This window comes from Humibacter ginsenosidimutans (assembly GCF_007859675.1).
In the GTDB taxonomy this organism is placed as follows: Bacteria; Actinomycetota; Actinomycetes; order Actinomycetales; family Microbacteriaceae; genus Humibacter; species Humibacter ginsenosidimutans.
The window spans coordinates 2,505,149-2,531,518 of record NZ_CP042305.1 but is presented as its reverse complement, the minus strand read 5'-3'; the positions used below and the strand labels follow the sequence as shown (position 1 = coordinate 2,531,518).

At 69.3% G+C, this 26,370-nt stretch carries 24 protein-coding genes; 8 read left to right on the top strand and 16 right to left on the bottom strand.

Going from position 1 to position 26,370, the window contains the following annotated elements:
• Positions 1-18: 18 nt before the first annotated feature.
• A complete protein-coding gene (locus FPZ11_RS11625) occupies positions 19-774 on the top strand; it encodes an SDR family NAD(P)-dependent oxidoreductase (protein ID WP_146321095.1) in 756 nt (251 codons plus the stop codon).
• A gap of 1 nt (position 775) precedes the next feature.
• Here the strand turns inward: FPZ11_RS11625 and FPZ11_RS11620 are convergent, their stop codons facing one another.
• The 4 genes from FPZ11_RS11620 to FPZ11_RS11605 are packed head-to-tail and all read right to left on the bottom strand — an operon-like array spanning position 776 to position 5,422.
• Positions 776-1,459 (bottom strand): TetR/AcrR family transcriptional regulator, encoded by a 684-nt coding sequence (locus FPZ11_RS11620; RefSeq protein WP_146321093.1) that lies wholly within the window; start codon positions 1,457-1,459, stop codon positions 776-778.
• Positions 1,456-2,517, bottom strand: coding sequence for an alpha/beta hydrolase (locus FPZ11_RS11615; protein WP_146321091.1), 1,062 nt, complete (start codon positions 2,515-2,517; stop codon positions 1,456-1,458). The genes FPZ11_RS11620 and FPZ11_RS11615 overlap by 4 nt, the downstream gene beginning before the upstream one ends.
• Positions 2,514-4,118, bottom strand: coding sequence for a family 20 glycosylhydrolase (locus tag FPZ11_RS11610; RefSeq protein ID WP_246846223.1), 1,605 nt, complete (start codon positions 4,116-4,118; stop codon positions 2,514-2,516). The genes FPZ11_RS11615 and FPZ11_RS11610 overlap by 4 nt, the downstream gene beginning before the upstream one ends.
• 47 nt (positions 4,119-4,165) lie before the next feature.
• Positions 4,166-5,422: a glycoside hydrolase family 1 protein gene (locus FPZ11_RS11605; protein WP_146321087.1), complete on the bottom strand. Its 1,257-nt coding sequence runs from the start codon at positions 5,420-5,422 to the stop codon at positions 4,166-4,168.
• A gap of 132 nt (positions 5,423-5,554) precedes the next feature.
• Here FPZ11_RS11605 and FPZ11_RS11600 point away from each other — a divergent pair, with 132 nt between their 5' ends.
• The 3 genes from FPZ11_RS11600 to FPZ11_RS11590 all read left to right on the top strand — a co-directional run bounded on the left by FPZ11_RS11600 (position 5,555) and on the right by FPZ11_RS11590 (position 7,961).
• Positions 5,555-6,913 carry an MFS transporter gene (locus FPZ11_RS11600; RefSeq protein WP_146321085.1) on the top strand — a complete coding sequence of 453 codons (1,359 nt, stop codon included), beginning with the start codon at positions 5,555-5,557 and terminating at the stop codon, positions 6,911-6,913.
• Positions 6,914-7,098: 185 nt separating this feature from the next.
• Positions 7,099-7,452 carry an ArsR/SmtB family transcription factor gene (locus FPZ11_RS11595; RefSeq protein WP_146321083.1) on the top strand — a complete coding sequence of 118 codons (354 nt, stop codon included), beginning with the start codon at positions 7,099-7,101 and terminating at the stop codon, positions 7,450-7,452.
• Entirely contained in the window at positions 7,449-7,961 is a 513-nt protein-coding gene (locus tag FPZ11_RS11590) for an SRPBCC family protein (protein ID WP_146321081.1), read from the top strand. Before FPZ11_RS11595 ends, FPZ11_RS11590 begins: the two co-directional genes overlap by 4 nt.
• Here FPZ11_RS11590 and FPZ11_RS11585 read toward each other — a convergent pair.
• Positions 7,945-8,358 (bottom strand): MarR family winged helix-turn-helix transcriptional regulator, encoded by a 414-nt coding sequence (locus FPZ11_RS11585; RefSeq protein ID WP_246846222.1) that lies wholly within the window; start codon positions 8,356-8,358, stop codon positions 7,945-7,947. The genes FPZ11_RS11590 and FPZ11_RS11585 overlap by 17 nt on opposite strands.
• A gap of 64 nt (positions 8,359-8,422) precedes the next feature.
• On the opposite strand from FPZ11_RS11585, the gene FPZ11_RS11580 reads away from it, so the two are divergent.
• Positions 8,423-10,072 (top strand): DHA2 family efflux MFS transporter permease subunit, encoded by a 1,650-nt coding sequence (locus FPZ11_RS11580; protein ID WP_146321077.1) that lies wholly within the window; start codon positions 8,423-8,425, stop codon positions 10,070-10,072.
• A gap of 15 nt (positions 10,073-10,087) precedes the next feature.
• Here the strand turns inward: FPZ11_RS11580 and FPZ11_RS11575 are convergent, their stop codons facing one another.
• The 6 genes from FPZ11_RS11575 to FPZ11_RS11550 all read right to left on the bottom strand — a co-directional run bounded on the left by FPZ11_RS11575 (position 10,088) and on the right by FPZ11_RS11550 (position 13,209).
• A complete protein-coding gene (locus FPZ11_RS11575; RefSeq protein WP_146321075.1) occupies positions 10,088-10,615 on the bottom strand; it encodes a phage tail protein in 528 nt (175 codons plus the stop codon).
• 64 nt (positions 10,616-10,679) lie between these two features.
• Complete coding sequence (locus FPZ11_RS11570) at positions 10,680-11,186, bottom strand: phage tail protein (RefSeq protein ID WP_146321073.1); 507 nt, start codon at positions 11,184-11,186, stop codon at positions 10,680-10,682.
• Positions 11,187-11,198: 12 nt separating this feature from the next.
• The gene (locus FPZ11_RS11565) at positions 11,199-11,699 is read right to left on the bottom strand and encodes a phage tail protein (RefSeq protein WP_146321071.1); all 501 of its coding nucleotides are present in this window, start codon (positions 11,697-11,699) and stop codon (positions 11,199-11,201) included.
• The gene (locus tag FPZ11_RS11560) at positions 11,696-12,235 is read right to left on the bottom strand and encodes a GNAT family N-acetyltransferase (protein ID WP_146321069.1); all 540 of its coding nucleotides are present in this window, start codon (positions 12,233-12,235) and stop codon (positions 11,696-11,698) included. Before FPZ11_RS11560 ends, FPZ11_RS11565 begins: the two co-directional genes overlap by 4 nt.
• Positions 12,232-12,783 (bottom strand): DUF6916 family protein, encoded by a 552-nt coding sequence (locus tag FPZ11_RS11555; protein WP_146321067.1) that lies wholly within the window; start codon positions 12,781-12,783, stop codon positions 12,232-12,234. The genes FPZ11_RS11560 and FPZ11_RS11555 overlap by 4 nt, the downstream gene beginning before the upstream one ends.
• A 90-nt stretch (positions 12,784-12,873) precedes the next feature.
• Entirely contained in the window at positions 12,874-13,209 is a 336-nt protein-coding gene (locus FPZ11_RS11550) for a hypothetical protein (protein WP_146321065.1), read from the bottom strand.
• On the opposite strand from FPZ11_RS11550, the gene FPZ11_RS11545 reads away from it, so the two are divergent.
• Complete coding sequence (locus FPZ11_RS11545) at positions 13,208-16,810, top strand: beta strand repeat-containing protein (RefSeq protein ID WP_146321063.1); 3,603 nt, start codon at positions 13,208-13,210, stop codon at positions 16,808-16,810. The genes FPZ11_RS11550 and FPZ11_RS11545 overlap by 2 nt on opposite strands.
• 80 nt (positions 16,811-16,890) lie before the next feature.
• On the opposite strand, the gene FPZ11_RS11540 is transcribed toward FPZ11_RS11545, so the two are convergent.
• Together FPZ11_RS11540 and FPZ11_RS11535 are read right to left on the bottom strand one after the other, a co-directional pair.
• Positions 16,891-17,481, bottom strand: coding sequence for a nitroreductase family protein (locus FPZ11_RS11540; protein WP_146321061.1), 591 nt, complete (start codon positions 17,479-17,481; stop codon positions 16,891-16,893).
• Between the two features lie 277 nt (positions 17,482-17,758).
• A complete protein-coding gene (locus FPZ11_RS11535; RefSeq protein WP_146321059.1) occupies positions 17,759-19,297 on the bottom strand; it encodes a DHA2 family efflux MFS transporter permease subunit in 1,539 nt (512 codons plus the stop codon).
• Positions 19,298-19,603: 306 nt separating this feature from the next.
• Here FPZ11_RS11535 and FPZ11_RS11530 point away from each other — a divergent pair, with 306 nt between their 5' ends.
• A complete protein-coding gene (locus FPZ11_RS11530) occupies positions 19,604-20,179 on the top strand; it encodes a TetR/AcrR family transcriptional regulator (protein WP_146321057.1) in 576 nt (191 codons plus the stop codon).
• A gap of 320 nt (positions 20,180-20,499) precedes the next feature.
• Here FPZ11_RS11530 and FPZ11_RS11525 read toward each other — a convergent pair whose 3' ends face one another.
• Positions 20,500-21,912, bottom strand: coding sequence for an L-serine ammonia-lyase (locus FPZ11_RS11525; protein WP_146321055.1), 1,413 nt, complete (start codon positions 21,910-21,912; stop codon positions 20,500-20,502).
• Positions 21,913-22,144: 232 nt separating this feature from the next.
• Between FPZ11_RS11525 and FPZ11_RS11520 the strand changes: the two genes are divergently transcribed.
• On the top strand, positions 22,145-23,323 hold the full coding sequence (locus FPZ11_RS11520) for an AI-2E family transporter (protein ID WP_168203809.1): 1,179 nt from the start codon (positions 22,145-22,147) through the stop codon (positions 23,321-23,323).
• 213 nt (positions 23,324-23,536) lie between these two features.
• On the opposite strand, the gene FPZ11_RS11515 is transcribed toward FPZ11_RS11520, so the two are convergent.
• Entirely contained in the window at positions 23,537-25,018 is a 1,482-nt protein-coding gene (locus FPZ11_RS11515; RefSeq protein WP_146321051.1) for a purine-cytosine permease family protein, read from the bottom strand.
• 155 nt (positions 25,019-25,173) lie between these two features.
• Positions 25,174-26,244, bottom strand: coding sequence for a threonine aldolase family protein (locus FPZ11_RS11510; protein WP_146321049.1), 1,071 nt, complete (start codon positions 26,242-26,244; stop codon positions 25,174-25,176).
• Positions 26,245-26,370: the final 126 nt, after the last annotated feature.

The window sequence follows — 26,370 nt, the reverse complement described above, 5'->3', positions numbered from 1 at the left end:
GCGCCGTAGGCTCGGGCCATGCGTGCCACGTCGCTCCGACCCGTCGCCATCGTCACGGGAGGCTCGCGTGGCATCGGTGCCGCGACCGTGCTGCGGCTGGCCCGCGCCGGACACGACCTGGTGCTCACGTATCGGACGGATGCCGCCGCGGCGGCCCGCGTGGCGGCATCCGCCCGCGAGTCGGGCGCAGAGGCGGTGACCGTGTGCGCCGACGTCGTGACCGACGAGGGCGTCGAGGCCCCGTTCGCAGCGGCGCGCGAGCGTTTCGGACGCCTCGACGCGGTGGTGTGCAACGCGGGAACCACCACGAGGTTCGCCCCGCTCGCACAGACGCCGCCCGAGGAGATCCGGCGCACCATCGACGTCAACCTCACGGCCACGGTGCTGACCGCGCGCCTCGCGGTGCAGGAGTTCGAGCGCACGGCAACGCCGGGCGTCATCGTGACGGTCTCCTCCGGCGCGGCGACGCTCGGCAGTCCCGGCGAGTACACGCACTACGCGGCCGCGAAGGCCGCCGTCGACGCGTTCACGATGGGCCTCGGCAAGGAGGTCGGGCCCCGTGGCATCCGTGTGGTGGGTGTGGCACCGGGGCTCGTCGACACCGACCTGCACGCGCGCACCGGCGATGCCGATCGCATCGAGCGGATGGCGCCGGGCATCCCCCTGCAGCGTGCCGCCGATCCCGACGAGATCGCCGCCGCGATCGAGTGGCTGCTGTCGCCGGATGCCTCCTATGTGACCGCGACCACTCTCCGGGTGGCGGGCGGCCGCTGAATCAGGACTCGCCCGCGACACCGATCAGGCGCAGGTACGCCCAGGCGCTGTCGACGATCGGGGTCGCGTCGGCGCAGTAGACCTCCTGGAACGTCGTGCCGTCGGAGATCGCCATCAGCTGCTCCGCGGCCGTCATCGGCGAGACGGCGACCGTCCTGTCGGGGTGATGCGCGAACTCGTCGGTCAGCGCATCGCTGAGCATGCGGCGCACGAGTTCGTATCTGCGCACGAAGTGGTCGTGGGCCGAATGGTCCTCGGCGGTGGCCTCCATGGCGATGCGCAGGAAGAGGGGCGCCGCCTGGGGCTCCGATTCGTTGCCCTCCAGCCGTGACATGAACCAGCGCAGCGCGGGATTCCGCAGGCCGCGCCAACGCGGATCGTACGGGTCGCTGTTGCCCAGCACGAAGTCCGACAGGTGGTCGCGCTCGACGTCGTCGCGATGCACCATGAGCTCGGTGAGCAGCTCGTCCTTCGACGGAAAGTAGTGCAGCACCGTCACGTGGGTGATGCCGGCTCGTGCCCCGATGTCGCGGAGGGAGACCGCCTGGAATCCGCGCTCGCGGAACAGGTCGAGCGCCGACGCGAGGATGCGCTGCCGCGTGCGCTGGCCCTTCGTGAGACGCGGTGCCGAGGCGGGCTCCCCGCTCGGTCCACCGGCGTTCGGCTCGGCGGTCGCGGCGGTCATTCGTCGATGCTAGCGCCGGGCAGCTCCGCGGTTCGGCGTCGCACGAAGTCGGCGATGCGCTCCAGCACGTCGCGCGCCTCCGGCCGGCGCAGATCTACGGCAAACTCGTGCGGAAGCTCGGGATCGTGGTCGGCGGGGAAGAACGCCTCCTCGACGGGCACACCGTGCCCGTCGAGCGCACGGGCGAGCGCCACGGAGTCCGCCAGCATCGGGTCCGTGGTGCCGGCCGAGACGAAGGCGGGCGGGAACGAGGCATCCAGGTCGTCGACGAGGGATGCCGTGCGCAGCATCGGCACCCGCAGATAGTCGCGGTGGCCCGTGTAGGCGCGCAGGAGCAGGTCGCCGAAGGCACCCATGGTGGCGTCGCGTTTCGATGGACCGAGCCGGAACGGGCCCGAGGTGAGCACGGCTCCGCGGATGCTCGGAACCGGGACCGGAGCGAGCCGCAGGCCCGCGCGCGCGGCGTAGCCGGCATCCGTCAGCCCGCGAGCGAGCTGCGCGGCGATGTGCGCGCCGGCCGAGTCGCCGGCCAGGATGAGACGGTGCGGGTCGATCCCGAGCGCGGCCGCGTGCGAGCGCACCCATTCGACCGCCCTGCTCGCCTGCACGACCTGCGTCGGGTAGTGCGCCTCCGGCGCCCAGGTGTAGTCGACGCCCACCACGGCGAAGCCGTGCGACGCAAGCACGGCGAGGTAGGGGCGCAGATCGTTCTTGGTGCCGCCGATCCAGCCCCCGCCATGCACCCACACCACCACGGGTAGTGGCCCGTGCGCGTCGAACGGCCGGAACACATCGAGCAGTTCCGCCGGGGACCGGCCGTAGCGCACGTCGAGCGTGCGTCGCACGTCCTGGGGAGCGATCGCGGCCATGGCGGGAACGAGGGTGCGGTCCTCGAGAAGCGGACCGACGGAGCGGATGGCGGGGAGCGTCATCCAGACCGGCGCCCTCATGCGTACCGCGACGGCGATCCACAGTCCCAGAAGCCTGAACCTCGTCCGCGGCCAGCCGGTGAGCTCGTCGGCGGGTCGAATCGGTGCCTCGTCAGTGACATCGGTCATGAGTGATCCCACACCGTCGGCCGGCGCCGGCCCTGCATCACCTCGACGGACCGGTACCAGGCGCCGAAGCCCATCCGCGCCCACACCTCGTCATTGCACCGCAGCCGGGCGGCGACCGATTCCCAGGGGGATACCGCCGGGCTCCAGGCTCGCTCCGCCACGACCGCCAGCCTCGGCAGGAGCAGCAGCGCGAGGTCGTCGAACGATTCGACGGTCTCACCCCAGATCGCCGCCTCGACCCCGGCGATGGCGGCGCCCGGCACATTCTCCGCCACCCAGGCGAACGGGTCCCAGTCCGCGAGCGCCGCGGTGTTCTCGGGCGCGTAATCGGGGAAGCCGAGGCGAACACCGGCATCCGTCTGAGCGGGGTCGGCGCTCGGCTCCGCGTAGCCGCGGTTGAGGTAGAGCGGAGACGAGGGCGACAGGATCAGCGGAATGCCGGCGGCCACCGCCCGTGGACCGTCCTGCGGGGCGAGCGCGGCCGTCTTCGCTGCCTCGTCCACGAGCGCGTGGTACTCGGCCGACGTGCGCGCCTTGACGGCCTCCGCGTCGAAGGCATCCTTCTCGCTGATCCAGAGCTGCACGAGGTCGGGGCCGGCGAGACGAGTCGACGAGAGGGCGTCAGCCCGCGTCGCCTCCTGCCACCCGATCACGCGGCGCGGGATGCCGTGCACGTGCTCGACGACCTCGGCGACGAAGCGGGCGTACGCGGGCTCGGGCATCCCGAACGCCTCGTCGCCGCCGAGGTGCACGAACGCCGAGGTGCTGAGCTCGGTCACCTCGTCGAGCACGTCGCTCGCGAACCGCACTGTGGCCGGCACGTGCGGGTCGAGGTAGCCGAGCCGGGGATGCGCGAACTCGGCGCCCTCGGCCAGCTCGGGGTAGGCGGCGAGCGCCGCGCCGACGTGTCCGGGCATGTCGAGCTCCGGCACGATGGTGACGAACCGCTCGTCGGCGAAGCGCACGAGCTCGCGCCATTCGTCGCGCGAGTAGAAGGGCGCGCCCGTCGCCGTGAGCAGCGGCCACCGTTCGGATTCGAGCCGCCATGCCTGCGTGTCGGTCAGGTGCAGATGCAGCACGTTCAGGCGATGCCAGGCGAGCAGGTCGATCACGCGCTTCACGTCGTCGACGTCGACGAAGTGCCGCGCCACGTCGAGCGAGAGCCCGCGCCAGGCCAGCAGCGGTGCGTCGCGAATGCGGCCGGACGGCACTCGAATGCCGTCACTCGCGTCCAGCGCCTGCAGCAGCACCGTCGCGCCCCTGAACGCCCCAGCTGCCGATGCCGCACGCACCGTCGCGCCAGCGCCATCGCCATCGACCTCGAGCTCGTACCTCTCGTCGAATGCTCCGGCAGCGCATGGCGCCTGGCCCAGCGCCGCCGGGAGCCCGTCGAGCCGGCTCTCATCGACCACCTCGAAGCGCAGCCCGAGGTGGGCAGTCGAAGCCGAGCCCAGGGAACTCGTGCCGGGCATTCCCGGCGCGCATGCCGCGAGCCCGATTCCGCGCGCCCGTCGCGCGAGCGCATCCAAGGGCGGCAGGACCCTTGTGAGCAGCCCCGGGTGACCGCTCATCGTCAGCGTCGCGTCCGTTGACAGCGGCACCGCACGGCCGTCGAGTGCTCCCTGTCGCGGAAGGGGAAGGAGCGCGTTCATCGCGTCGCGGGGGTCGCGCCTGCGTCGTGCGACTCGTCGTCGCGGGGCGCCTCGCCTTCGGCTTGCGGTGCGACGAGCATCCGCCGGCGGGCCAGGGAGCCGAGCCAGAACGCGGAGGGCTTGGGTGTGCGCACGAAGGCGGTGCGATCGACGGCGATCAGCCCGAAAGTGGGTGCGAAGCGACCCCACTCGTAGTTGTCGAGCGCCGACCAGTGCAGGTAGCCGTGCACGTCGATGCCGTCCGCCATCGCCCGCGCGAGACCGCGGAGCGCTCGCCGCGTGTAGTCGATGCGGCGCTCGTCGTCCGCGACCGCGACGCCGTTCTCGGTCACGATGATCGGCATACCCGGCGCGACCTCGGCGGTGTGCCGCACGGCCTCCTCCAGGGCGGCCGGGTAGTACTCCCAGCCGGTGAGCGTGCGTTCCACTTCCGGCGCCACCGGCACGATGCCCTCGCGCCCCATGATCGTGCGGGTGTACGACTGCACGCCGATGAAGTCGTCGCCGCGACTCTGCTCGATGAACCAGTCCTCCCTGGTGCGGCGGTAGTCGTCGGCGACCGCGTCACCGTCCGGCGTCGACTGCACCGCCTGGTTGGCGATGGTCCACCCGGCCCGCACTCCCGGATGCCGGCGGTGTAGATGGTCGACGGCGAGCCGGTGCGCCGCGGCGAGCCGCTCGGCGGTCGGGCGGTGCGGGGCGGGGAGACCGCCGAGGAGTCCGCCCTCGAGCTCGGCCTCGCCTCGCACGATGGCGTGCATGACGGCGAGGATGTTGGGCTCGTTGATCGTCACGGCCGTGCGTACGCCGGCGTCGAGCACCGGAGCGACGGCATCCAGATAGCGCTGGAACCTGTCGAGCGCATCGTCGGCGAGCCAGCCGCCGTCGGTCATGAACCAGAGCGGATGCGTGAAGTGGTGCAGGGTGACGACGGGTTCGAGCCCGACGCGGCGGGCGTACTCGACCATGTCGACGTAGTGCGCGACGGCCGAGTTCGAGATGCGGCCACGAACGGGCTCCACGCGCGCCCACTCGACGCTGAACCGATAGCTGTCGAAGCCGAGCGAGCGCAGCAGGTCCATGTCTTCGCGCCAGCGCAGGAAGCTGTCGCAGGCATCGCCGCTGGGCTCGGTCACCGGGCTGCCCGGCGCGTTCTCGAACGCCCACCAGTCGCTGGAGACGTTGTTCCCTTCGATCTGGTGTGCGGACGTGGAGGCGCCGAAGAGGAATCCGTCGGGGAGGAGTTCGTGCATTCCTTCACCATAGTTACCAACTGGTAGATTTTCTACGCCGAAGCGGTGATACTGACCTCGACGCAAATTCGACCACTCGGTAGGGTCTGCGTCGCTCACATCACTGCATCCCTTCGACAATGGAGTTCGACGATGTCACAGGACGCCCCTACGCCCGCACCCCCCACCGAGCCGACCGGTCAAGCGCCCACGCAGGATGTCGCCGCTCCCGCGAGCTTCGCGTCCGACGAGTCGCCCACGAACGAGCTCGGCGAGCGTCGGTTCGTCAGCAGGCTGGGCTGGTTCGGTCCGGTCAACATGCTCATGATCCTCGGCGCAGCCATCCCCACCTCGGCGGTCGCGGGCCTCATGGCCTACAACTTCACGGCGCGGCTCGACGAGGCGGGAGCCAACGCCTCGATCGGCGCGGCGAACGTGTTCGGTGCGTTGTTCGGCGCGCTCGCGGCGATCGTCGCCGGCAATGTGTCGGACCACACCCGCACACGATTGGGCCGCCGTAACCCCTGGATCATCACGGGAACCGTCATCGCGGCGATCTGCATTCTGGGCTTGACCTTCGTGCCGTACACCGCGGTGTGGGCGGTGATCGTGCTGTTCTGCGGCTTCCAGGTGGGGCTCAACACCACGCTCGCGAGCTACACCGCACTGCTTCCGGACCGGGTCAACTCCAAGCTGATGGGACGGGCGTCCGCGTTCGCGAGCTTCGGAACCCTGCTCGGATCGGCGCTGGGAGGCGTGGTCGTGAGCGTGCTGGTGCAGGTCTTCGGGGTGCAGCACCTCAGTGTCGGCTTCCTGATGCTGCCGTGGACCATGGTGGTGATGATGCTGGTCGTCGTGCTCGCCATTCCGGGTGCACGTCTGCGTCGCAACCCCGGCGAGAAGCTCTTCGACCTGCGCGAGATCATGTCGACCTTCCGCCCGCCCAAGGACCGCGAATACTGGTTCGTCTACCTCGGCCGGCTCGTCTTCATGGTCGGCCTGATGATGCTCGTGCAGACGCAGACCCAGCAGTTGCGCTATCACTTCGGACTGTCGATCGAGCAGGCGGCGTCGCTGGGCGCCGTGCTCGGCATCCTGCTCGCCGTCGCGGCGGCCGCCGCCACGGCCATCGCCGGTCCGCTCTCCGATCGGCTGCGTCGGCGCAAGGCGCCCGTCATCGTCAGCGTCGTGCTGTTCGTCGCCGGCGTGGCCGTGCTGCTGCTCAGCACCGAGACCTGGGTGCTCTACGTGAACATCCTGCTCGCGGCCTTCGCCTTCGGGGCCTTCTCGTCCGTCGACCAGGCCCTCATGGTCGAGATCCTCCCGAACAAGGAGACCGCGGCGCGCGATCTCGGATTCCTCACCACGACAAATACCCTCTCCGGCGTGATCGGCGGCGGCATCGGCGCGATCATCATCGGAACGCTCGGCTACACCGCGCTGTTCATCATCGCGGGGCTGTTGGCGCTCGCGTGCATCGCGTTCTTCGTGCCCATCAAGCGGGTGCGCTGACGCGCTCCGCCGCGACCGCGGTGCCGGTTCGAGCGCCTTGGACGCGGCCCGAACCGGCACCGAACGGGCATCGGCGCGCCCGACGCCGCGAGTCCGGTCTGCGGGCGCCCCGGTGGGCGACGGTGGGATGCGCCGGCAGATCAAATTGTATTTACGCAAGCACGTAATTACGCTATGCTGCAAATATGACCGAAGCCGCTGCGAACGATCCACTGAGCACCGTGTTCTTCGCTCTCGCCGATCCCACGCGGCGCGCGATCCTCGCCCGGCTGACCGACGGGCCGGCCACCATCGGCGAGCTCGCCGCTCCTTTTCGCGTCTCGTTGGCCACCGTCTCGAGGCACATCACGGTGCTCGAGCAGGCGGGCCTGGTCGGCAAACAACGCAACGCCCAGTGGCGAACCGTCCATCTCGAATCCGCTCAGCTGCAGGCCGCGGACGACTGGCTCGCTCCCTACCGAGCGTTCTTCGAGCGACGCTTCGACGCGCTCGAAACACATCTGAAGTCGATGAAGACCACATCGGAGGAACCATCATGATCGCAACACTCTCGGGGCAGACGCTCACCGAGGCGGCCCGCAGTTTCACTCTCACCCGCGTCGTCGACGCGCCGCCCGCTGACGTCTATCGCGCGTGGACCGAGGCCGACCATCTCGCCTGGTATTTCAATCCGGAACGTCCCGTGCCCACCGAGCCCATCGAGGTCGATGCGCGACCGGGCGGCTGCTTCCGCGTGATGATGGATGAGCGCGAGGGCAAGCGCTACTGGTCAGGCGGCCGCTACCTCGAGCTCGTCCCCGCCCGGCGCATCGTCTTCGAGTGGGGGGTCGCGGGCGGCTGGCCCGACCTCGACGAGATCCCGTCGGAGAAACGTGTCGTCTGCACGGTGGCTCTCGCGCCGGTCGGCGACGGCTCGCAGACCGAACACGTCTTCACCAGCGCGTTCCCCGCGGCGATGACGGACGAGGAGATCGCCTCCTTCATCGCCGTCGGCATGCGGGAAGGGTGGGCGACGACCATCGCCCGGCTGCTCATTCCCGGTCGGTGAGGATGCGCACGAGCGCCGCGCGCACGGCATCCTCGTTCTCGAGGCGCGGCAGCAACGTTCGCTCGAGTTCATACGACCTCGCGTAGGCGGTGCGGCCTGCGTCGGTGATCGCGACGATGTGGCGGCGGCGGTCGGCGGCATCCTTGTCTCGCCGCACGAGGCCGTCGCGCTCGAGCCGGTCGACCGTGCGGGACATGGTCTGCACCTCGACGTGCGCGTGTCGAGCGAGCTCGGTCTGCGAGGTCACGCCGATGCTCACGAGGTGCAGCACGATCACGCCGGCGTGCGTGAGGCCCTGAGTCTCGAGCCGCCGTGCCCATCGGCGCTCGACGGCGCGGGATGCCGCGCCGAGCAGCCGCCCCATCGGCCACGTCTCCGGATGGTCCTCCGCCTGCATGTTCGTCATCGTAGTGCTACCGTCGCGATGGTAAGCAGGCTGACTATCAGGTGAGTGAGGATCGATGACCGACCGTCGACGCTGGGCCGGGCTGGTGTTCATCAGCATCGCGGTGGCGCTCATCATCGTGGACTCCACGATCGTCAACGTCGCGATTCCGTCGATCGTCGACGACCTCAAGATCAGCTCCACCCAGGTGCAGTGGGTGCAGGAGTCGTACACCCTCGTCTTCGCCGCGTTCCTGCTCGTCTTCGGCACGCTCGCCGATCGATACGGCCGCCGGCTCGTGCTGTTCCTCGGCGTGGCGGTGTTCGCGCTGTCGTCGGTGGCGGCGGCCCTCGCGCCCACCGGCGACCTGCTCATCACCGCTCGCCTGGTTCAGGGCCTGGGCGGCGCCGCGGTGCTGCCGACGACCCTGTCGCTCATCAACGCGAACTTCCGCGGGCGCGATCGCGCCATCGCGTTCGCCACCTGGGGATCGACGATCGGCGGCATGACCGCCCTGGGCCCGCTGCTCGGCGGGTGGCTGACCACCGACTTCTCGTGGCGTTGGGCGTTCGGCATCAACATCCCGTTCGCGATCGCGATCATCGTCGGCGCCCTCTTCACGGTGCGGGAGTCGAAGGATGCCGCGCACGCCGGCCGCGTCGACATCCTCGGTGCCCTGCTCTCCATCGTCGCGAGCGCGTCCCTGGTGTTCGCCCTGATCGAGGGTCGCACCTATGGCTGGTGGACGGTCGACCATCGCCTGAAGCTCGGCAGCTGGACGTGGCCGTGGCAGCTCTCGCCGATCCCGTTGGCGTTCGCGCTCGCGGTGGTGAGCGGCGTGCTGTTCGTGCTGTGGGGCATCCAACGGTTGCGGCGCGGCAGGAGCACCATGCTCGCGCTGAACCTTTTCCGCATCCCGTCGTTCCGCAACGGCAACATCGCCGCGATGATCGTGTCGCTGGGCGAGTTCGGCATCATCCTGTCGCTTCCGATCTGGCTGCAGTTCGTGCTCGGCTTCAGCGCACTCCAGACCGGGCTCATTCTGCTCGCCCTGGCGATCGGGTCGTTCGTGGCCAGCGGCCTCGCCGGCGCGTTCGGCAACCGCATCAGCGCGGTCACCATCGTGCGTGTCGGGCTCGCCGCCGAGATCGTGGGCATCGCGGGCCTCGGGTTCGTGATCGCACCCGACACGACATGGGGCGTGCTCATCCCGTTCCTCTTCGTGTACGGGTTCGGTGTCGGCCTGGCGACGGCGCAGCTCACCGGGGTCGTGCTGCGGGATGTCCCTGTCACCTCGAGCGGGCAGGCGTCGGGAACGCAGAGCACGAGCCGGCAGATCGGCTCCGCGCTGGGCATCGCCATTCTCGGCACGGTGCTCTTCAGCTCCGCGGCGGGGGTTCTCGGCGCGAAGCTCGACGATCGCGGGGTGCCGGCTGCGCAGCGCGACTCCCTGGTGTCGACGGTGGTCGACAGTTCGGGCGCGGCCATCGCGGGACTGGAGAAGAACCCGCAGACGAAGGCCGTGGCATCCGATGCGAAGATCGCGTTCTCGGATGGCACCAAGTACGCCGCGTGGTCGGCCGCCGGCTTCCTGGTGGTCGGCTTCCTGGCGACGCTGTCGCTCGGCAGCGGCCGCCCCGGGTCGAGTGACGGTGACACTTCGGAGGGTGACGACACGGCCGAGGCATCCGAAGCGCCAACGGCCTCGTCGCGAAAACCGGAGTGATCGGTGCAGTCGGCGTCAGGAGCGCGGCGGATAGACCCCCTGCAACGCGATGATGAACGCCACCACGAGGTACGGCGGCAGGTTGTTGTGCGGTGCGCCGCCGCCGGTCATCGCCAGCGACTGAGGATGCATCGTGGTGCTGGGTGCAGCGGCGTACGCCTGATCGGCCACTCGGCCCAGATGCGGTTCGGCCCACGCGGCGCCCGCCGGTGAGTTGGCATTGCCGCCTGCCGCGACGCCCGATGCCGTGTGACGGTGGTTCGGCATCCCCGATTCGAGGAGCGTGACCGTCGCCGACCCGCCCGTCTCGCCCAGGTCGCGGATCGAGAGGCCGGCGCCCTGTCCGGCCGCGATCGGGGTTCTCGACCCGAGGTTGGGAAGGCCGAACGTGGACTTGCCATCGCCGCCGTAGTTGGTGCCGAGCAGGGAGAACAGTGCGGTGTTCTGCGAGATGGGAAGCAGCTGTCCATTGCAGAAGGCCCAGCCGGTGGGGGCGAAATTGCCCGCGAACATCCGTATCTCTCCGACGAATGGACTGGCCATGGTGTTTCCTGTTCGCTCGTGTTCTCGTGGGCCAAGTGGCGCCGGCTGGACGGTGGCGCTGGGATCAGGTGCGGCTGGGGAAGATTCCCTGCAGCGCGATGACGAAGTTCAGGCCCAGATAGGGCGACTGATTCTCGTGCGCTTGAGACCCGCCGACCTGGCTCACGGCGGTGGGACTCATCGCCGAGTTCGGAGTGGTCGCCGCGTACGCCGCCGCCGACGTCGTGCCCCAGAAACCACCTGCCGGCGATGTCTGATTCGCCGACGGACCTGCCGAGGGGACGTGCGTGTGCGCCGGCAGCTCCGTCACGGTGAGCGTATGGGCAGCCTCACCGCCGACGGCACCGAGGTTCGCGCCCGCGCCGGTGCCGCCGTAGGCGATCGGCATGCGAGCACGCAGGTCGGGGAGAGCGAAGTTCGCTCGCCCGTCACCGCCATAGGTCGTGCCCAGCAGGGAGAACAGCGCTTGGTTCTGATTGATTGCGAGCAGCTGGCCGTTGCAGAACGCCCATCCCTTGGGCGCGAAAGTGAACGAGACGACCCTGATCTCGCCGAGGTAAGCCTCCGACATGTTCTGCTCCGCTCAGCTCGGGGATGGGAAGATGCCGTACAGCGAAATGATGAAGTTGATCACCTGGTAGGGCGGCATGTTGTCGTGCGGCTGGCTTCCGCCCGCGGCACCTATCGCCGAGGCGGCAAGCGCCGCCGCCGGTGTCGATGACGAGTAGGGGTTGTCACCCCACGACGCCCAGACCGCGTTCGACGGATCGCCGGTTGCGGCCTGCGCCGTCGTCCCCTGAGGTATGTGCGTGTGGGACGGGATCTGCGAGGTGGTGAGGGTGACCTCCTCGACGCCGCCTTGCTGACCGAGCGCGACGCTCGAGCCGACGTGCACGGGCGCTCTGCCCTGCAGATCGGGCAGCGCGAACGTGTTGACGCCGTCTCCCCCGTAGGTGGTTCCGATGAGCTGGAACAGCGTCTCGTTCTCCGAGATGGGCACGGACTGACCGTTGCAGAACGCCCAGCCCACCGGAGCGAAGTTACCCGCGAACATGCGGATCTCACCCACGTACGGATCGCTCATGGTGCACACCTTTCGGACGGCGCTGGGCGCACGATGCTCGCGCGCATGGCATCCGCGTCGTGTTCGTGCTCAGGATCGTGGACGAAGCCGAGGCTCTCATAGAGGCGCAGCGCCGGCTCGTTCGTGACCCAGACCTGCAGCGCGACGCTGGCAGCACGGGCATCCGCGTCGACGCAGACCTGCGACATCACTCGCCGCGCGATTCCGGAGCGCCGATGCTCGGGAGCCACGGCGAGGTCGATGACCCGAACGCGATCGTGACTCTCGTCGAGCACGAGCAGGCCGACGATCGTGCCGGCGCACTCGATGACCGTGTGACGGGCATCCGGATACGCCGCGCCGTACTCGTCACGTCGTGCGCGCGCCTGCAACTCGAGCAAAGGGGCTGCGGTGGTCGCAGGCACTCCGGATGCCTGCAGCTGCGAGGCGAGATCGGCCGTCGCGATGCGGTCGACGGCCTCGCGATCCCGCTCCGACTCATCGCGCAGTGCGAGTTCGGCCAGCTGCTGCATCGTGCTCGATGCCGTCGTCGTCATGGGGTGCGCCGGTCGATGATCGCCTCGACCCCGCGATCGCTCGCGGGCCCGACTGTGCCGACGTAGAGGTCGACGGCGTCGACGCCCTCCGCGGAAATTCGGTGGATTCCGTCACCTGCGAGCGTGCCGTCGAAGGCGAGCCGGAAGGCCTCGGAGGAACTCGGTGCGCCGATCAGATCGTCGACCGAGCGCAACGTGAGGGTGCTTCGGACACCGTGGGCCGCTGCCTCGAATCGTGCTCCGATCGCCGCGACGAAGACGGCGCGCAGTCCGCCATCCACCGTGGCGCCCACGTCGACGAGCGGGGTCACTGCCGAGTCGGCCGACCCGGCGGGCGTCGTCGCGGATTTCGCAGCAACCCTGGAGGTTCCGTGCGCACGGTACGCCGTGCCCACGACGGCTTCGACCGCGACCACGCCGATGCCTAGGCCCGCAGCGCCGACCACGACAGCGCGTCGTGAGACGCCGGACGGAATCGACTCGCTTTCGGGTGCAGTCGGAGTGGACGGTGTTCGTCTGAACAGCGACATCATGGCAACCTCGATCATCGCGGGGATCGACGCGATGGACGTTCTGAAGCGTAATGCCGACCCGATGAGTGCCTCTGTCACCCAAACTGGGGGCTGATGCCGCGGTGTTCAGGTGACGCCTTCGGCTGGGAACATGGGAGGCGGCGTGTCGGGACGTCGGAAGCTTCGGTTCGGCATGCGTGTATCAGGCATCACCGGCAGAGAGTGACGTGCCATGGAGCGCTCGAACGTTTCCCCCTTCGCGAGACCCGCCATACGGGTCGCCGCAGCGGCGGTCGCTTCGGCGATGGTGCTCGCTGCATCGCTGCTCACGATGCCGGCGGCGCATGCGGCCACGACGATCACCGTCTCGACGACGAGCGATGAAGCGGTCTCCTCGTGCGGCAGCAGCGTGCCGTCTGGATCGGTCAGCCTGCGTATGGCGCTCTGCGTCGCGAACAACATGGGCGGCGCAGTCACCGTCGAGGTGCCGGCTGGAACGTATGCGCTCTCCCACGGCACTCTGAACGTCGGCACGCAGTCGGGTGCAGACATCACCGTGCAGGGCAGCGGCGCCGTGATCGATGGCGGCGGCACGACCCAGATCATGACGCTCGACCCCTCGCTCGCGGGCGGTGTGGCTGTGACCGTCGACGGCATCGGGTTCGAGAACGGTGCGGCGAACGATCCGGCGCTCGGCGGCGGTGGTGCGATCATCGGCGGTTCGGGGGGCCTCGCGGCCGACGATTCGTTGACGGTCCACGACAGCACGTTCGACAACAACGTCGCGAACACCGGAACGCCGAACACGACGGTCATCGGCGGTGCCATCTTCTTCGGTGGCGGATCGCTGAGCATCTCCGACAGCTCGTTCACGGCGAACTCGGCGAACGGCAGCTCCGGTGGTGCCGTCGCATTCGTCGCGGCGGCGGGAGGACCGCAGAACCTCACGGTCTCAGGCTCCACGTTCAGCGGAAACACGACGGGGGCTGCGACGACGGATGCCGCGGCACTGGGCGGCGGGGCCCTCTACGTCACGGGGCGCGGCGCGTCACCCGCGGCGACTGTCACCGCATCAACGTTCACCGACAACGTGTCGAAGGGCTCAGCGGTAGGCGGACGCGGGGGCGCGATCAGGGTGGATGTGGGATCTGCTTCGGTGACGGCATCCACCTTCACCGGCAACCAGGTGGCAGGCTCGAATGCCGAGGGCGCCGCCGTGTCGGTCGAGTCCAGCGCGTCGCTCCAGGCTCACGACGATCGCATCACGGGCAACTCGGGCTCGGCCGCCGTCACGTCGGCTGCCGGGTCGGGCAGCATCACCGACAACTGGTGGGGATGCAACGGCGGTCCTGGCGCCGCCGGTTGCGACACGCAGTCCGGATTCTCCACGGCCTCTCCGTCGCTCCAGCTGCGCGTCACCGCGAACCCGTCCGTTGTCGCTGCGCCGGCCACGACGAGTGTGCTCACGGCCGATCTGCTGTCCGACTCCGGCGCGACGGCGATTCCGGCCGCGTCGCTCGGTGCGTTCGAAGGGCTCCCCGTCACCTGGGCAGTGACCAGCGGCGGCGGTTCCGTGAGCCCGAGTTCCAGCAATCTCGCGTCGGGCGCGGCGGGCACCACCTTCACGGTGCCGGCATCGGGGTCGGCGCAGATCACGGCGACGTTCGACAACGCGCACGTTCCCGTCACCGTCGGGCAGGCCAAGCCGCCCGAGTTCACGAGTGCGGCATCCACCTCGGTCGCCTCCGGGGGCACCCTGGCGTTCCCCGTGACGGTGTCGGGAACGCCCACGCCGACCGTCTCGATCTCGGGGGCGCCGTCGTGGGTGTCGCTGAGCGGCGGGTCCTTGGTCGGCAGCGTTCCGAGCGGGGCCACGGGGCCGTACACGTTCACGCTGTCGGCGGCCAACGGGGTGTCACCGGATGCCTCGCAGCCGTTCACCCTCACCGTCACCGCCGTCCCGGTGGTCACGCAGAACCCGAGTGACGTGAACACCGCACTCGCGGGCACCACCGTCACCTTCACCGCGGCGGCCACCGGCTATCCGACGCCGACCGTGCAGTGGCAGCGATCAACAGACCACGGCGGCACGTACACGGCCATCTCGGGTGCGAACGACACGACACTGTCGTTGCCCGTGACGCTGGCGGACGACGGAACGCTCGTGCGCGCCGTGTTCACCAACTCGACCGGATCTGCGACGACCACCGCGGCGACCCTGCACGTCGGCGCCGCGCCCGTCTTCACCAGTGGCGACGCCGCGACCTTCACCGTAGGACAGCCCGGCTCGTTCGCGGTGGCGGCATCCGGATCGCCGGCTCCGACGATCTCGGTCGGCAGCGGCGCGCCCGCGTGGCTCACGCTGAACGCGTCCGATGAGCTTGTCGGCACTCCACCCGCCGGATCTGGTGGGGTCTACCTGTTCACGCTCACGGCATCCAACGGGTTCGGGACTCCTGCGACGCAGCCGTTCACTCTCACGGTGAACGAGGCTCCGGTCGTCACGCTGCAGCCGGCGAACGCGGCGGTCAACCCCGGCACGGCCGTCACGTTCACGGCAGGGGCGAGCGGCTTCCCCGCACCGTCCGTGCAGTGGCAGGTTTCGACCGATGGAGCCACGTTCACCGACGTCTCCGGTGCGACGAGCGACTCCTACACGCTCACGCCCGGGCTGTCCGACGACGGCAACGAATATCGCGCCATCTTCACCAATGCGGCGGGAACCGCGACCACATCGGCGGCGACCCTGGCGGTCGGAACGGCACCCACGTTCACGAGCGCGAATGCGGCCACCTTCACGGTCGGAGACGGAGCGCAGACGTTCGCGGTGACGGTTGACGGGCATCCCGCTCCCACGCTCTCCGTGACCGGACAGCCCTCATGGTTGTCGCTGAGCGGCAGCACGCTCAGCGGTGAGCCTCCTGCGGGCTCGGGCGGCACGTACGGCTTCGTGCTGCACGCGACCAACAGCTTCGGCGCGGACGTCACACAGAACTTCACGCTCACCGTCGACGAGTCGCCCGCGTTCAGCAGTCCGGACACCGCGACCGCAACCGTCGGCACGGCGTTCGCGCTGCCGGTGACGACGTCGGGAGGGTACCCGGTGCCGACAGGGCTCAAAGTCGACGGAGCGCTGCCCGACGGTGTCACGTTCACGAGCGGACCCTCGGGCTCCGGCCTCTTCTCCGGGACTCCGGCGGCCGGAACAGGCGGTGTCTATCCGGTGACCATCACCACGATCGGCGGCGATGTCGACGTTGCACAGAACTTCACTCTGACGGTCGACGAGGCGCCGGCCATCACGAGCGCTGCAGCAGTGACCTTCACCCGCGGGGTGACGCAGACGGTGACCATCACCACCGCCCACGCGTACCCGGTGCCGACACTCGCGTCGTCGGGAACTCTGCCGACAGGACTGACGTTCGTCGACAACGGTGACGGAACCGCGACTCTGCAGGGCAGCACGACGGATGCCGCCGGCACCTTCGACGTGACGATCAGGGCATCGAACGGTGTCGGCGCCGACGCCGTTCAGTCGCTCGACATCACGGTCGCGAACGCTGCGGCCGTTCCGCTGCCCCTCCTGCCGCCGTTGACCGCAGGTCACCTGAACGGTGTTCCCGCCCACGTCACGCCGCTGCAGGTGATCACCGTCTCGGGTGACGGGTTCGCTCCGTTCGCGCCGGTGACGCTCGGCTTCTACTCGACGCCGCAGTCTCTGGGAACGGCGACCGCCGACGCCTCCGGCGCATTCACCGCGAGCATCACGATTCCGGCAGGCACCAGCGGAACTCACACCATCGTGGCGGCGGGCATCGACGCCTCTGGCGCGGACGCCTTCCTCTCCGCACAGACGATCGTGACGCCGGCGAGCTCGGGTTCGGGAAGCGGCACGGGTTCATCATCGGGTGCGACCGGCAACGGGGTCAGCGGTTCCACAGTCGCAGACACCGGGCTGCCTGAGGATGCCGTGGGCACCGGCATCCTCGCCGCCATCGTCGTTCTGCTCGGGGCCGCAGTGCTCGCGGCGCGCGGCGTGCGCCGGCGCGCCTCTCAGAAGTAGGTCGAAAAGTCAGAAAAATGCGGCCCGGGACGAACCCGGGCCGCATTTTCTGACTTCTCGCGGGGTGCTGTCGCGCAGCGCTACGCGTTGACGAGGAGCAGCTCGTCAAGCGGGAGGCGCTGACGCGGGGCGCGCTCGCGCTCGCGCGTGTTCTCGGGCAGGTCGTCCACGTCGCCGAGCACGCCCACCGCAGTGACGCTGAGGATCTCGAAGTCGTCGCTCACGTCGAACGCCGAGCGCAGATCGTCGACGAGAACGCCGCCCATCTGGTGCACGTGCAGGCCGTCGTGGTGCGCCTGCACGCTGAAGTGCGCGAGCGCCTGACCGAGGTCGTACTGGGCCCAGCGCATGGGCTTGCCCTCGGCATCCACCCGGCGGGTCAGACCCACGATGAGCGCGCCGGCGTTGACAGCCCAGAACTGGTTGAAGCCCATGAGGTTCGCGGTGATGGCGTCGAACTCGGGGGTGCCGCGCCTGGCGACGATGAAGCGCCACGGCTGCGTGTTCGCGGCCGACGGCGACCAGCGCGCGGCCTCGAGAGCCGCGGTCAGCTTCGTCTCATCGATCGGCTCGCTCGTGTCGTAGGCCCGAGGGCTGAAGCGTTCGGCGAGAACGGGGTGAATGGGGGTGCTGGTTTCGGCGGCACGGTCGGACGCGAGCGTCAGAGACACGGGACTCCTCAGGTGATACGTGAGGGCGAGCCGTGGTGCGGAGTGGATGACGCCATGAGTGGATGCCGTGGGCCGGCATCCGCAGGTCGCTGCATCCCGTGATCGCGGTGCGTCCTCGGGCGGATGAACTCGGCGACGCTGCCAACCTCCATGCAAACACATGTGCCTGTGGATGCATTCCCGCGCGCCCCACCGCCAGCTCCGCTGTCCCGTCGTGCCGCCTTCGTGGAGGTGATGCGGCACAACGGGACAGCGGAGCAACGGATGGCGGGTGCGCTCAGTGCGCGACCGGTGCCGCGGCATCCTCTCGGTCGGCGGCCACGCGACTGCCCCACACGGCGAAGAGCACGAACCCGATGAAGACGAACGTCGCACCGCCGAGCACGGCCGCCGCCACGCCGCCGGTCTCGCCACTCGTCGCGCTCACCGACACGAACACCGTGGTCAGCGCGGCGACGCCGATCGAACCGCCGAGCTGCTGCATGGTCTGCAGCACGCTGGATGCCGCGCTCACGTGCTCCTCCGGCGCCCTGTCCATGGCCACCGCGGTGATCGGTGCGAATGTCATGCCGGCGCCGAGTCCCATCACGACGAGCGGACCGAGGATGCCCGTCACGAACGAGTCGTGCTCGTTCAGCCTGCTCAGCCACAGCAGCCCGCCCGCGAGCAGGAAGAGCCCTGCCGCGCCGACCATCCACTCGCCGATCCGCGGCAGGAACCGCGGAACGAGCTGGCTGACGGTCACCATGGTGACCACGAACGGCAGCAGGCCGAGACCGGTCTCGAGGGGCGTGAAGTGCAGCACCTGCTGGGTGAACAGCGTGATGAAGTAGAAGAACGCGAACATGCCGGCGGGCACCAGCAGCATGGCGACCAGCGGCGCCACGTTGCGCGGGCCGCTGAACAGGCGCAGTGGCACGACGGGGCTGTGGTGCCTGCGCTCGATCAGCACGAGTGCGACGAGCGACACGACGGCCACGCCGAACGAGACGAGCGCGACGGGGTCGGTCCAGCCCGCGCTCGCCGCTGTGGTGAACCCGAAGATGAGCGAGACCATGCCGAGCGTCGACGCGACGGCGCCGCCGAAGTCGAGTCGAGCACGCTCGCGGTCGGTCTCGCGCAGGAACAACAGCGCGCCGACGACGATGAGGATGCCCACCGGCACGTTCACGAACATCACCCACTCCCAGCCGAATCCGGTGGTGAGCACGCCGCCGAGGATCAGCCCGATCGCGCCTCCGCTGCCGGCCGCGAGCATGAACAGCGCGAGCGCGCGGCTGCGCTGCTTGCCCGGCGTGGTGTTGGCCATCAGCAGCACGAGCGTGCTCGGCGCCGCGATCGCCGCACCGATGCCCTGCACGATGCGGGCGATCACGAGCACGGCGGCGCTCGGCGCGAGGCCGCCGGCAGCGGATGCCACGATGAACACGATCGTTCCGATGATGAGCGCCCGCTTGGCGCCGATCATCGAGCCGACCTTGCCGCTGAGCAGCATGAGTCCCGCGAACGCGAGCGCGTACGCGGTCACGACCCAGGAGAGCCCGACGGGCGTGAAGCCGAGTGATTTCTGGATGTCGGGCAGCGCCACGTTCACGATGCTCGCGTCGACCACGAGCATGAGCTGCGTGACGAACACGACGACGAGGCCGAGCATGCGAAATCGGGTGGGTGCGGCATCCGTCGGGATGCCCGTGGCGGCGGTGCGGACGGCACCCGCGGAGGCGTCGGCGCGTGACGCGCCGCCGGTGCGACGGGTACGGTCGCGGTCGGGCAAGCGGATGCCGTCGGTGGGTGGGAGGAGTGCGGTGTCGGCCATGTCTGGCGCGTCCCCTGTTCTGCTCGTGCTGGAGCGTCTTCTGCGGTCACTGCGGGAGATCCGGGAGCTTCCGCCGTCAGCGAAGCGCCGCCGGTGAACGCGAGATGAGCGGTGCGTTTCCGGGCGGTGTGTCGTATCGTGGAAATCCGGAGGAGCTCTCCGTTAGTGATTACGACAATACGGAGAGTGTCTCCGCTTTGTCAACGACGGTGTTGTTCGTCCCTGGCGAACAGCCGGGAGCGAACGAAGCGCACACACATCGAGCAAGCGGACTCTCGCGATGAGAGTCCTCGAGAAGAAGGATCAATGGGCACCGCCACGGCGACAGCGTCCCGGCCGATGAGGGCCGACGCGCAACGCAACTACGACCGGATCGTGCAGGTCGCCTCCGACGCCTTCGCCGAACGCGGCGTGCTCACCTCCCTCGACGACATCGCCTGCCGGGCCGGCGTCGGTCCTGGCACGCTCTACCGGCACTTCCCCACGCGTGACGGCCTCATCGCCGCGGCGCTCGGCGGCAGCCTCGACAAGCTGGCGGGACTGTCCGAGTCGCTCACGGCATCCGACGACCCCGGCGCAGCCCTCGACGACTGGATGCTCGCGCTCGCCGAACACCTTCGCACCTACGACAACCTGCCGGAGTCGATCGCGGAGGCATTCCGCGTCGACGACTCGCCCCTGCGCAACTCGTGCCGCCCGCTGACGAACACCACCTCGGTGCTGGTGGACCGCGCGAAGAAGGCCGGCGTCATCCGCCATGACGTCGACTACCGCGACCTGTTCGCGCTCGTCTCCTCCGTGGCGTGGGCATCCCAACGCCGAGGCGACTCCGACGCGGACCTGAAGCGGATGCTCGCGCTCGCCACCGGCGGCATCCGCTAGCCCTGGCCCGCCGCCCCACGCCTCACCCCAGCATTTCGTCCCGGCGCACCCCGGCCCGCTCCGGCGTGAAAACCGGAGTGTTCGCGCTCTCGGCACGTGAACCGGCGGAAAGCTCCGGTCTCCGGTGCGTTCTCCGGTATTCACGCCGGGGGTATCGCGTGTGGTGGTGGGGAAGTCGCACGCTCGGCGCTGGGAACCAACACGCTCGGCGCTGGGAACCAGCACGTTCGACGTTCGGAACCAACGCTTTCGGCATCGGAAACCAGCACTCTCGGCGCTGGGAACTGGCACTTTCGGCGCAGGGGAGGCAGTGTGGCTGCTCAGCACTCGATGACGTTGACGGCAAGGCCGGCGGCGCTGGTCTCCTTGTAGCGATCGCTCATGTCGGCGCCCGTCTGCCGCATCGTCTCGATGGCCACGTCGAGCGGCACGATGTGGTGCCCGTCCCCGCCGAGCGCCAGCCGCGCCGCCGACACAGCGGTGGATGCCGCGATCGCGTTGCGCTCGATGCACGGAATCTGCACCAACCCGCCCACCGGGTCGCACGTGAGCCCGAGGTGGTGCTCGACGGCGATCTCGGCCGCGTTCTCCACCTGGGCGGGCGTGCCGCCGAGCACCGCGCAGAGCCCGGCCGCGGCCATCGCGCACGCCGAGCCGACCTCGGCCTGGCATCCGCCCTCAGCGCCCGAGATCGACGCGTTGGCCTTGAGGATGCTCCCCATCGCCGCCGCCGTGAGCAGGAACGTTCGCGTGTCCTCCTGCTTCGCCTTCGTGTTGAAGCGCAGGTGGTACTCGAGCACCGCGGGCAGGATGCCGGCAGCCCCGTTCGTCGGCGCCGTCACCACTCTGCCGCCCGCCGCGTTCTCCTCGTTGACCGCCAGCGCGAACGCGCGCATCCACTCGCCCGGCAGGTCGGGCTGATCGGGACCGCACGCCTCGAGACGCTCGCGCATCGCACCCGCGCGACGGGGAACGTGCAGGCCGCCAGGCAGCTCGCGCGTGCCGGGACGCAACCCGCGCTCGATGCAGGCGTGCATGGACCGCCAGATGGCATCCAGACCGTCGAGCACGTCCTGCTCGCTTCGCGCGGCGAGCTCGGAGCGCCAGGCGACGTCGCAGACGCCGACGTCGTTCTCCGCGCACAGCGCCAGCAGCCCGACGGCGTTGTCGAACGCCCAGTCGGAGTCGATGGCGGGCGTGGCGGCTGAGGCGGGCTCGCCGAGCATCCGCACGAATCCGCCTCCTACGGAGAGCCACGTCTGCTCGAAGGCGGGCTCGCCGAGGGCATCCTCATTCGGCGTTGTGGAACCAGCCTCTTCCGCGGCGCCGGTCCAGGCCCGCAGCACGAGCGCGTTCGGGTGCTCCGGCAGGCGTGTGCGTGGCTCGAACGTGATGTCCGATGCCTCGAATCGCACGGTCGGCCCGCCGGCCAGCGTCAGCGAGCCGTGCTCCGCCGCGCGCGCCCACGCGCCGTGCACGAGCTGCGGGTCGCACGTCTCAGGGTGCTGACCCGCGAGACCCGCGACCACGGCATCAGGGGTTCCGTGCCCCACGCCGGTGGCGGCGAGCGACCCGTACAGCACGCAGCTCACGTGCGTGACGTCGGGCAGGATGCCCGCATCGCCGAGCGCCGTCGCGAACCGTTCGGCGGCGCGCATGGGGCCGACCGTGTGCGAGCTCGACGGTCCGATTCCGATCGAGAACAGCTCCAGCGCTGACACATAGACGGCCACGATTCCAGTGTGCGCGGATGCCTCGGACATCGCTGGCTCGCGACGCCGACTCCGTCCGAGATCCCGGACGCTGCGTGCCCGGGCGACGGCAGTGCACGCAGCGAGGCCGGTCGCCGAGAGTGTCCGACACGGCAGACGCATGCCGGAGCATGGGTGGACTCCCGTAGGTGACGAGACTCGCCGAAAAGGAAACCCCTGTCTCCGCGGGGATTCGTTCCGTATCGTTCATCGGATGAGTGAATTCGACCGCAACGACGTCGACCGGCGGAGCGACGCGGGGTTGCCGCGCGGTGTGCGCACGGCCTCGGAGTGGGCATGGCGGCTGCTCGTCATCGTCGCGCTCGCCGGGGTGGTCGTCTACCTCGTCGTCGTGTTCCAAGACGTCGTGGTGCCGCTGCTGGTGGCGCTCCTGGTGTGCGCGCTGGTGCAGCCCAGCGTGGGGGCGCTGACCCGCCGTCGTTGGCCGAAGTGGCTGGCGATCGTCGTGTGTCTGCTGGCGCTCGCCGTCATCGTCGGGGCGCTCGTGCTGCTGGTCGTGTGGCAGGTGCGCGCCGGCATCCCGCAGCTCCAACGGGAGGGCGAGGCGGCTTACGACCGCGCCCGCGAGGTGCTTCGACAGCCTCCGTTCGGCGTGAGCGATCGCGACCTCGCGAACTACCTGAAAGACCTCACCGCTTTTCTGCAGAAGGATGCCTCGAGCATCCTCGGCGGTGCCCTCAAGGTGGGAGCGGCGACCGGCCACGTGCTCACGGGAGCCCTGATCGCGCTGTTCGCCACCATCTTCATGCTCATCGACGGCGTCGGCATCTGGCGCTGGATCGTGCGCCTCTTCCCGAAGGCCGCGCACCCCGGGCTCAGCGCAGCGGGCACCGCAGGCTGGACGACGTTGACGAGTTTCGTGCGGGTGCAGATCGTGGTCGCACTCGTCAACGGCGTCGGCATCGGTCTCGTCGCGTTCTTCCTCGGGCTGCCCCTCGCCGTGCCGATCGCCGTGATCGTGCTCATCGCCTCGTTCATCCCGGTGATCGGCGCGATCGTGTCGGGCATCGTCGCGGTCGCCATCGCCCTGGTGTTCGGGGGCCCCGTTCAGGCGATCATCATGCTGGCAGGCGTGCTCGGGGTGCACCTTCTCGAGGCGCACGTGCTGCAGCCGTTGCTCGTCGGCGGTGCCGTGAAGGTGCACCCGCTGGCCGTCGTGGTGGGCGTGGCGGCAGGCACAGGGCTGGCGGGTGTGCCTGGTGCGCTCTTCGCCGTGCCGTTCCTGGCCGTCGCCAACTCGATGATCACGGCCATGCTGCACTCGCACGATCGCGCTGCCCCGGTTGATGAGCACGGCCACACCGAGACCGCCCCACACCACGAGAGCGATGTCACCAAGCCGCCGCCGGGCATCCAGGAGCCCGAGGGCTGAGCCTCCCGCACGGGCCGGCGCAGGCCCGCGCATCGCGGCACCGTTCCGAGAACCGGAATGCTCGCGCTCTCGATACGAGCGCCGGAGGTTTTCTCCGGTATTCGTCGCTTTCTCCGGTTGTCAGTTCAGGGCCTCGCCAGTTCGGAGACCTGCCGGTTCGGTGGGTCGTCCCCTCAGCGACTCGCCGGTTCGCAGCGGTTGGCGGCCGAGGTCCTACGGCAGTTCGTGCGCGGCGGCCGCCTCCTCGATCTCGAGCGCCTGCTGCCTGGCGAGCTCCTGCTCGGCGGCGACGTCCACCCTGCGGGTGAACAGCCAGTACGCGATCGCGGCGACCGGAAGGCCGATGAACAGCGAGATGTCCACTCCGCCGAGGGCGTGCGCCGCCGGTCCGGTGTAGACGCCGGCCACGTTGAAGAACGGCACCATCGCCGCGAACCCGAGCAGGTAGGCGCCGATGCCGGCCCAGCCCCAGCGCTTGTAGATGCCGTTCGGTTTGAAGATCTCCGCGATGGCGTAGTGGCCTCGCCGCACGATGAAGAAGTCGGTGAGGTTGACGGCCGTCCACGGAATGAACAGGTAGAGGATCAGCAGCAGGAAGTCGTTGAAGTCGCCCAGGAAGTCCGCCGTCGCGAAGAGTGCGAAGCCCAGCGAGAGCGCTGCCGTGACGACGAGGGTGATGACCCGGATGCTCAGGGTCGGCTTCACCTTCACGAAGCTGTCGATCGAGGAGATCAGCGTCAGCGAGCCGCCGTACATGTTCAGCGCGGTCACCGAGATGAGCCCGATGCCGAACACGATCAGAGCGATCACGCCGAAGCCGGGGAACAGGGCATCCGCCACCGCCTTGATGTCGACGACCGTGTTCGTGCCGATGTCCTTGGCCGACACGGCGATCCACGAGCCGAGGAACATCATCCACATGCCGCCGAGCACGCTGCCCCAGAACGTCACGTTGAAAGTGCTGCTGGTCTTCGTGTTCGCAGGCAGGTAGCGCGAGTAGTCCGAGACGTAGATGGCCCAGGAGATCTGGTAGCCGGCGGCCACGCCGAGCTGGCCGAAGAACGCGACGGGGCTGAAGTGGCCGAGGTCGAACTGCGAGGCGGGGATGTGCAGGTGGATGACCGCGGAGAGCGACACGAGGGCGAGGACGAGCACCGTGAGGTATGTCAGGTACCGCTCGAAGCTGTGGATGAGGTCGTACCCCACGAGCGCGATCACGACCGCGACGATGGTGACCACCCAGATCCAGAGCGGGTTGGATGCCTGCTTCGTGCTGATCGCGCCGCCGATGGCCTCGCCGCCGAGCACGGAGTTGAAGATGTTGAAGCCCGCGTACTGGATGTACGCGAACAGCCACACGAGCAGCGCGCCGACGTAGCCGAACTGCGGGCGGGACTGGATCATCTGCGGCAGCCCGAGCTGCGGACCCTGCGACGAGTGCGCCGCCATGAAGAACGTGCCGATGCAGATGCCGAGCGCGATGGCGATGAACGACCAGATGAGGTTGCCGCCGGAGGTGATGCTGATCAGCCCGGTCGCGAGCGTGGCGATCTGGGCGTTGCACATGAACCACAGCGGTCCGATGTGGGAGACCTTGCCGTGCCGCTCGTTCTGCGGCACGTAGTCGATCGATCGAACCTCGAGGCCGCTCGCGCGGCGGGTCGGGGTCGTCGTTGTGGTCTCTGTTGCAGTCATCGGGCATCCTCGCTGCGCGCCCGCATCGTCGCGAACGTCACAAGCACCGGATGCTAGAACTCCGCGAGCGAGCGGTGCCAGAGCCGGAGGGCGAACCTGTCAGTCTTCGCAGGTGTGCGGTGTTCGCCGCTGAGCTCGGTCCTCCGGCCGCGGCCCTACCGAGCGAGGGCCGCCACGACCGCGTCGACGAAGCCGTCGACGTCGTCGTCCGTGGTGTCCCACGAGCACATCCAGCGCACCTCGCCGCGCGCGGCGTCCCAGTCGTAGAACCGGTATTGCTCGCGGACGAGGTCGGCCGCCGCGTTCGGCAGCGTGGCGAAGACGCCGTTGGACTCCGTCGCCTGGGTGAAGCCGAGGCCGGGGGCGCGACCGGCGGCGACGGCATCCTCGAGCGCCGAGCGCAGCTTCGCGGCCATCGCGTTGGCATGCCGCGCACTGCGCAGCCAGAGATCGTCGGTGAGCAGCGCGATGAGCTGGGCGGAGATGAACCGCATCTTGGAGGCCAGCTGCATGTCGACCTTGCGCAGGTAGGTCATGCCTTCCGAGGCCTCAGGGTTGAGGACGACGACGGCCTCGCCGAACAGCAGGCCGTTCTTGGTGCCGCCGAAGCCGAGAACGTCGACGCCCGCGTCGGTGGTGAACGCGCGCAGCGGCACGTCGAGGTGTGCGGCGGCGTTGGCGATGCGGGCACCGTCCATGTGCACGCGCATGCCGAGTGAGTGCGCGTGGTCGGCGATGGCGCTGACCTCGTCGACCGTGTAGCAGGTGCCGAGCTCGGTGGTCTGCGTCAGCGAGACGGCCAGCGGCTGGGCGCGGTGCTCGTCGCCCCAGCCCCACGCCTGCTTGTCGATCAGCTCGGGCGTGAGCTTGCCGTCCGGGGTGTCGACGGTGAGCAGCTTGAGCCCGCCCACCCGCTCGGGTGCACCGTTCTCGTCGGTGTTGATATGGGCGGTCGAGGATGCCACCACCGCCCCCCACCGCGGCAGCATCGACTGCAGCGCCGTCACGTTCGACCCCGTGCCGTTGAACACCGGGTACACCTCAACTCCATCGCCGAACTGCTCGGCGAAGACCTCGTGCAGGCGCTCGGTGTAGGCGTCCTCGCCGTACGCGATCTGGTGGCCGCCGTTGGCGGCGACGATCGCGTCGATGATCTCGGGATGCGCGCCCGAGTAGTTGTCGGAGGCGAAGGCGCGGGAATCGGGGTCGTGCAGTCGAAGCGTCATGATGCATCCATCCTCGCCGATCCTCGGTCTTCGGCGAACGTCGTACCAGGTTTCGTCTCCCGGTCGTGCGGCCCCGGCCGGCCGGCAGGCGAAGTGCTGTCCGATGTCGAGCAGAGTGATATCACT

Excerpts from the sequence above, each read along its gene's own strand:
- FPZ11_RS11625 (WP_146321095.1), top strand. The coding sequence starts at position 19 with ATGCGTGCCACGTCGCTCCGACCCGTCGCCATCGTCACGGGAGGCTCG.
- FPZ11_RS11620 (WP_146321093.1), bottom strand. The coding sequence starts at position 1,459 with ATGACCGCCGCGACCGCCGAGCCGAACGCCGGTGGACCGAGCGGGGAG.
- FPZ11_RS11615 (WP_146321091.1), bottom strand. The coding sequence starts at position 2,517 with ATGACCGATGTCACTGACGAGGCACCGATTCGACCCGCCGACGAGCTC.
- FPZ11_RS11605 (WP_146321087.1), bottom strand. The coding sequence starts at position 5,422 with ATGCACGAACTCCTCCCCGACGGATTCCTCTTCGGCGCCTCCACGTCC.
- FPZ11_RS11600 (WP_146321085.1), top strand. The coding sequence starts at position 5,555 with ATGTCACAGGACGCCCCTACGCCCGCACCCCCCACCGAGCCGACCGGT.
- FPZ11_RS11595 (WP_146321083.1), top strand. The coding sequence starts at position 7,099 with ATGACCGAAGCCGCTGCGAACGATCCACTGAGCACCGTGTTCTTCGCT.
- FPZ11_RS11590 (WP_146321081.1), top strand. The coding sequence starts at position 7,449 with ATGATCGCAACACTCTCGGGGCAGACGCTCACCGAGGCGGCCCGCAGT.
- FPZ11_RS11585 (WP_246846222.1), bottom strand. The coding sequence starts at position 8,358 with ATGCAGGCGGAGGACCATCCGGAGACGTGGCCGATGGGGCGGCTGCTC.
- FPZ11_RS11580 (WP_146321077.1), top strand. The coding sequence starts at position 8,423 with ATGACCGACCGTCGACGCTGGGCCGGGCTGGTGTTCATCAGCATCGCG.
- FPZ11_RS11575 (WP_146321075.1), bottom strand. The coding sequence starts at position 10,615 with ATGGCCAGTCCATTCGTCGGAGAGATACGGATGTTCGCGGGCAATTTC.
- FPZ11_RS11570 (WP_146321073.1), bottom strand. The coding sequence starts at position 11,186 with ATGTCGGAGGCTTACCTCGGCGAGATCAGGGTCGTCTCGTTCACTTTC.
- FPZ11_RS11565 (WP_146321071.1), bottom strand. The coding sequence starts at position 11,699 with ATGAGCGATCCGTACGTGGGTGAGATCCGCATGTTCGCGGGTAACTTC.
- FPZ11_RS11560 (WP_146321069.1), bottom strand. The coding sequence starts at position 12,235 with ATGACGACGACGGCATCGAGCACGATGCAGCAGCTGGCCGAACTCGCA.
- FPZ11_RS11555 (WP_146321067.1), bottom strand. The coding sequence starts at position 12,783 with ATGATCGAGGTTGCCATGATGTCGCTGTTCAGACGAACACCGTCCACT.
- FPZ11_RS11545 (WP_146321063.1), top strand. The coding sequence starts at position 13,208 with ATGGGCGGCGCAGTCACCGTCGAGGTGCCGGCTGGAACGTATGCGCTC.
- FPZ11_RS11550 (WP_146321065.1), bottom strand. The coding sequence starts at position 13,209 with ATGTTGTTCGCGACGCAGAGCGCCATACGCAGGCTGACCGATCCAGAC.
- FPZ11_RS11535 (WP_146321059.1), bottom strand. The coding sequence starts at position 19,297 with ATGGCCGACACCGCACTCCTCCCACCCACCGACGGCATCCGCTTGCCC.
- FPZ11_RS11530 (WP_146321057.1), top strand. The coding sequence starts at position 19,604 with ATGGGCACCGCCACGGCGACAGCGTCCCGGCCGATGAGGGCCGACGCG.
- FPZ11_RS11520 (WP_168203809.1), top strand. The coding sequence starts at position 22,145 with ATGAGTGAATTCGACCGCAACGACGTCGACCGGCGGAGCGACGCGGGG.
- FPZ11_RS11515 (WP_146321051.1), bottom strand. The coding sequence starts at position 25,018 with ATGACTGCAACAGAGACCACAACGACGACCCCGACCCGCCGCGCGAGC.
- FPZ11_RS11510 (WP_146321049.1), bottom strand. The coding sequence starts at position 26,244 with ATGACGCTTCGACTGCACGACCCCGATTCCCGCGCCTTCGCCTCCGAC.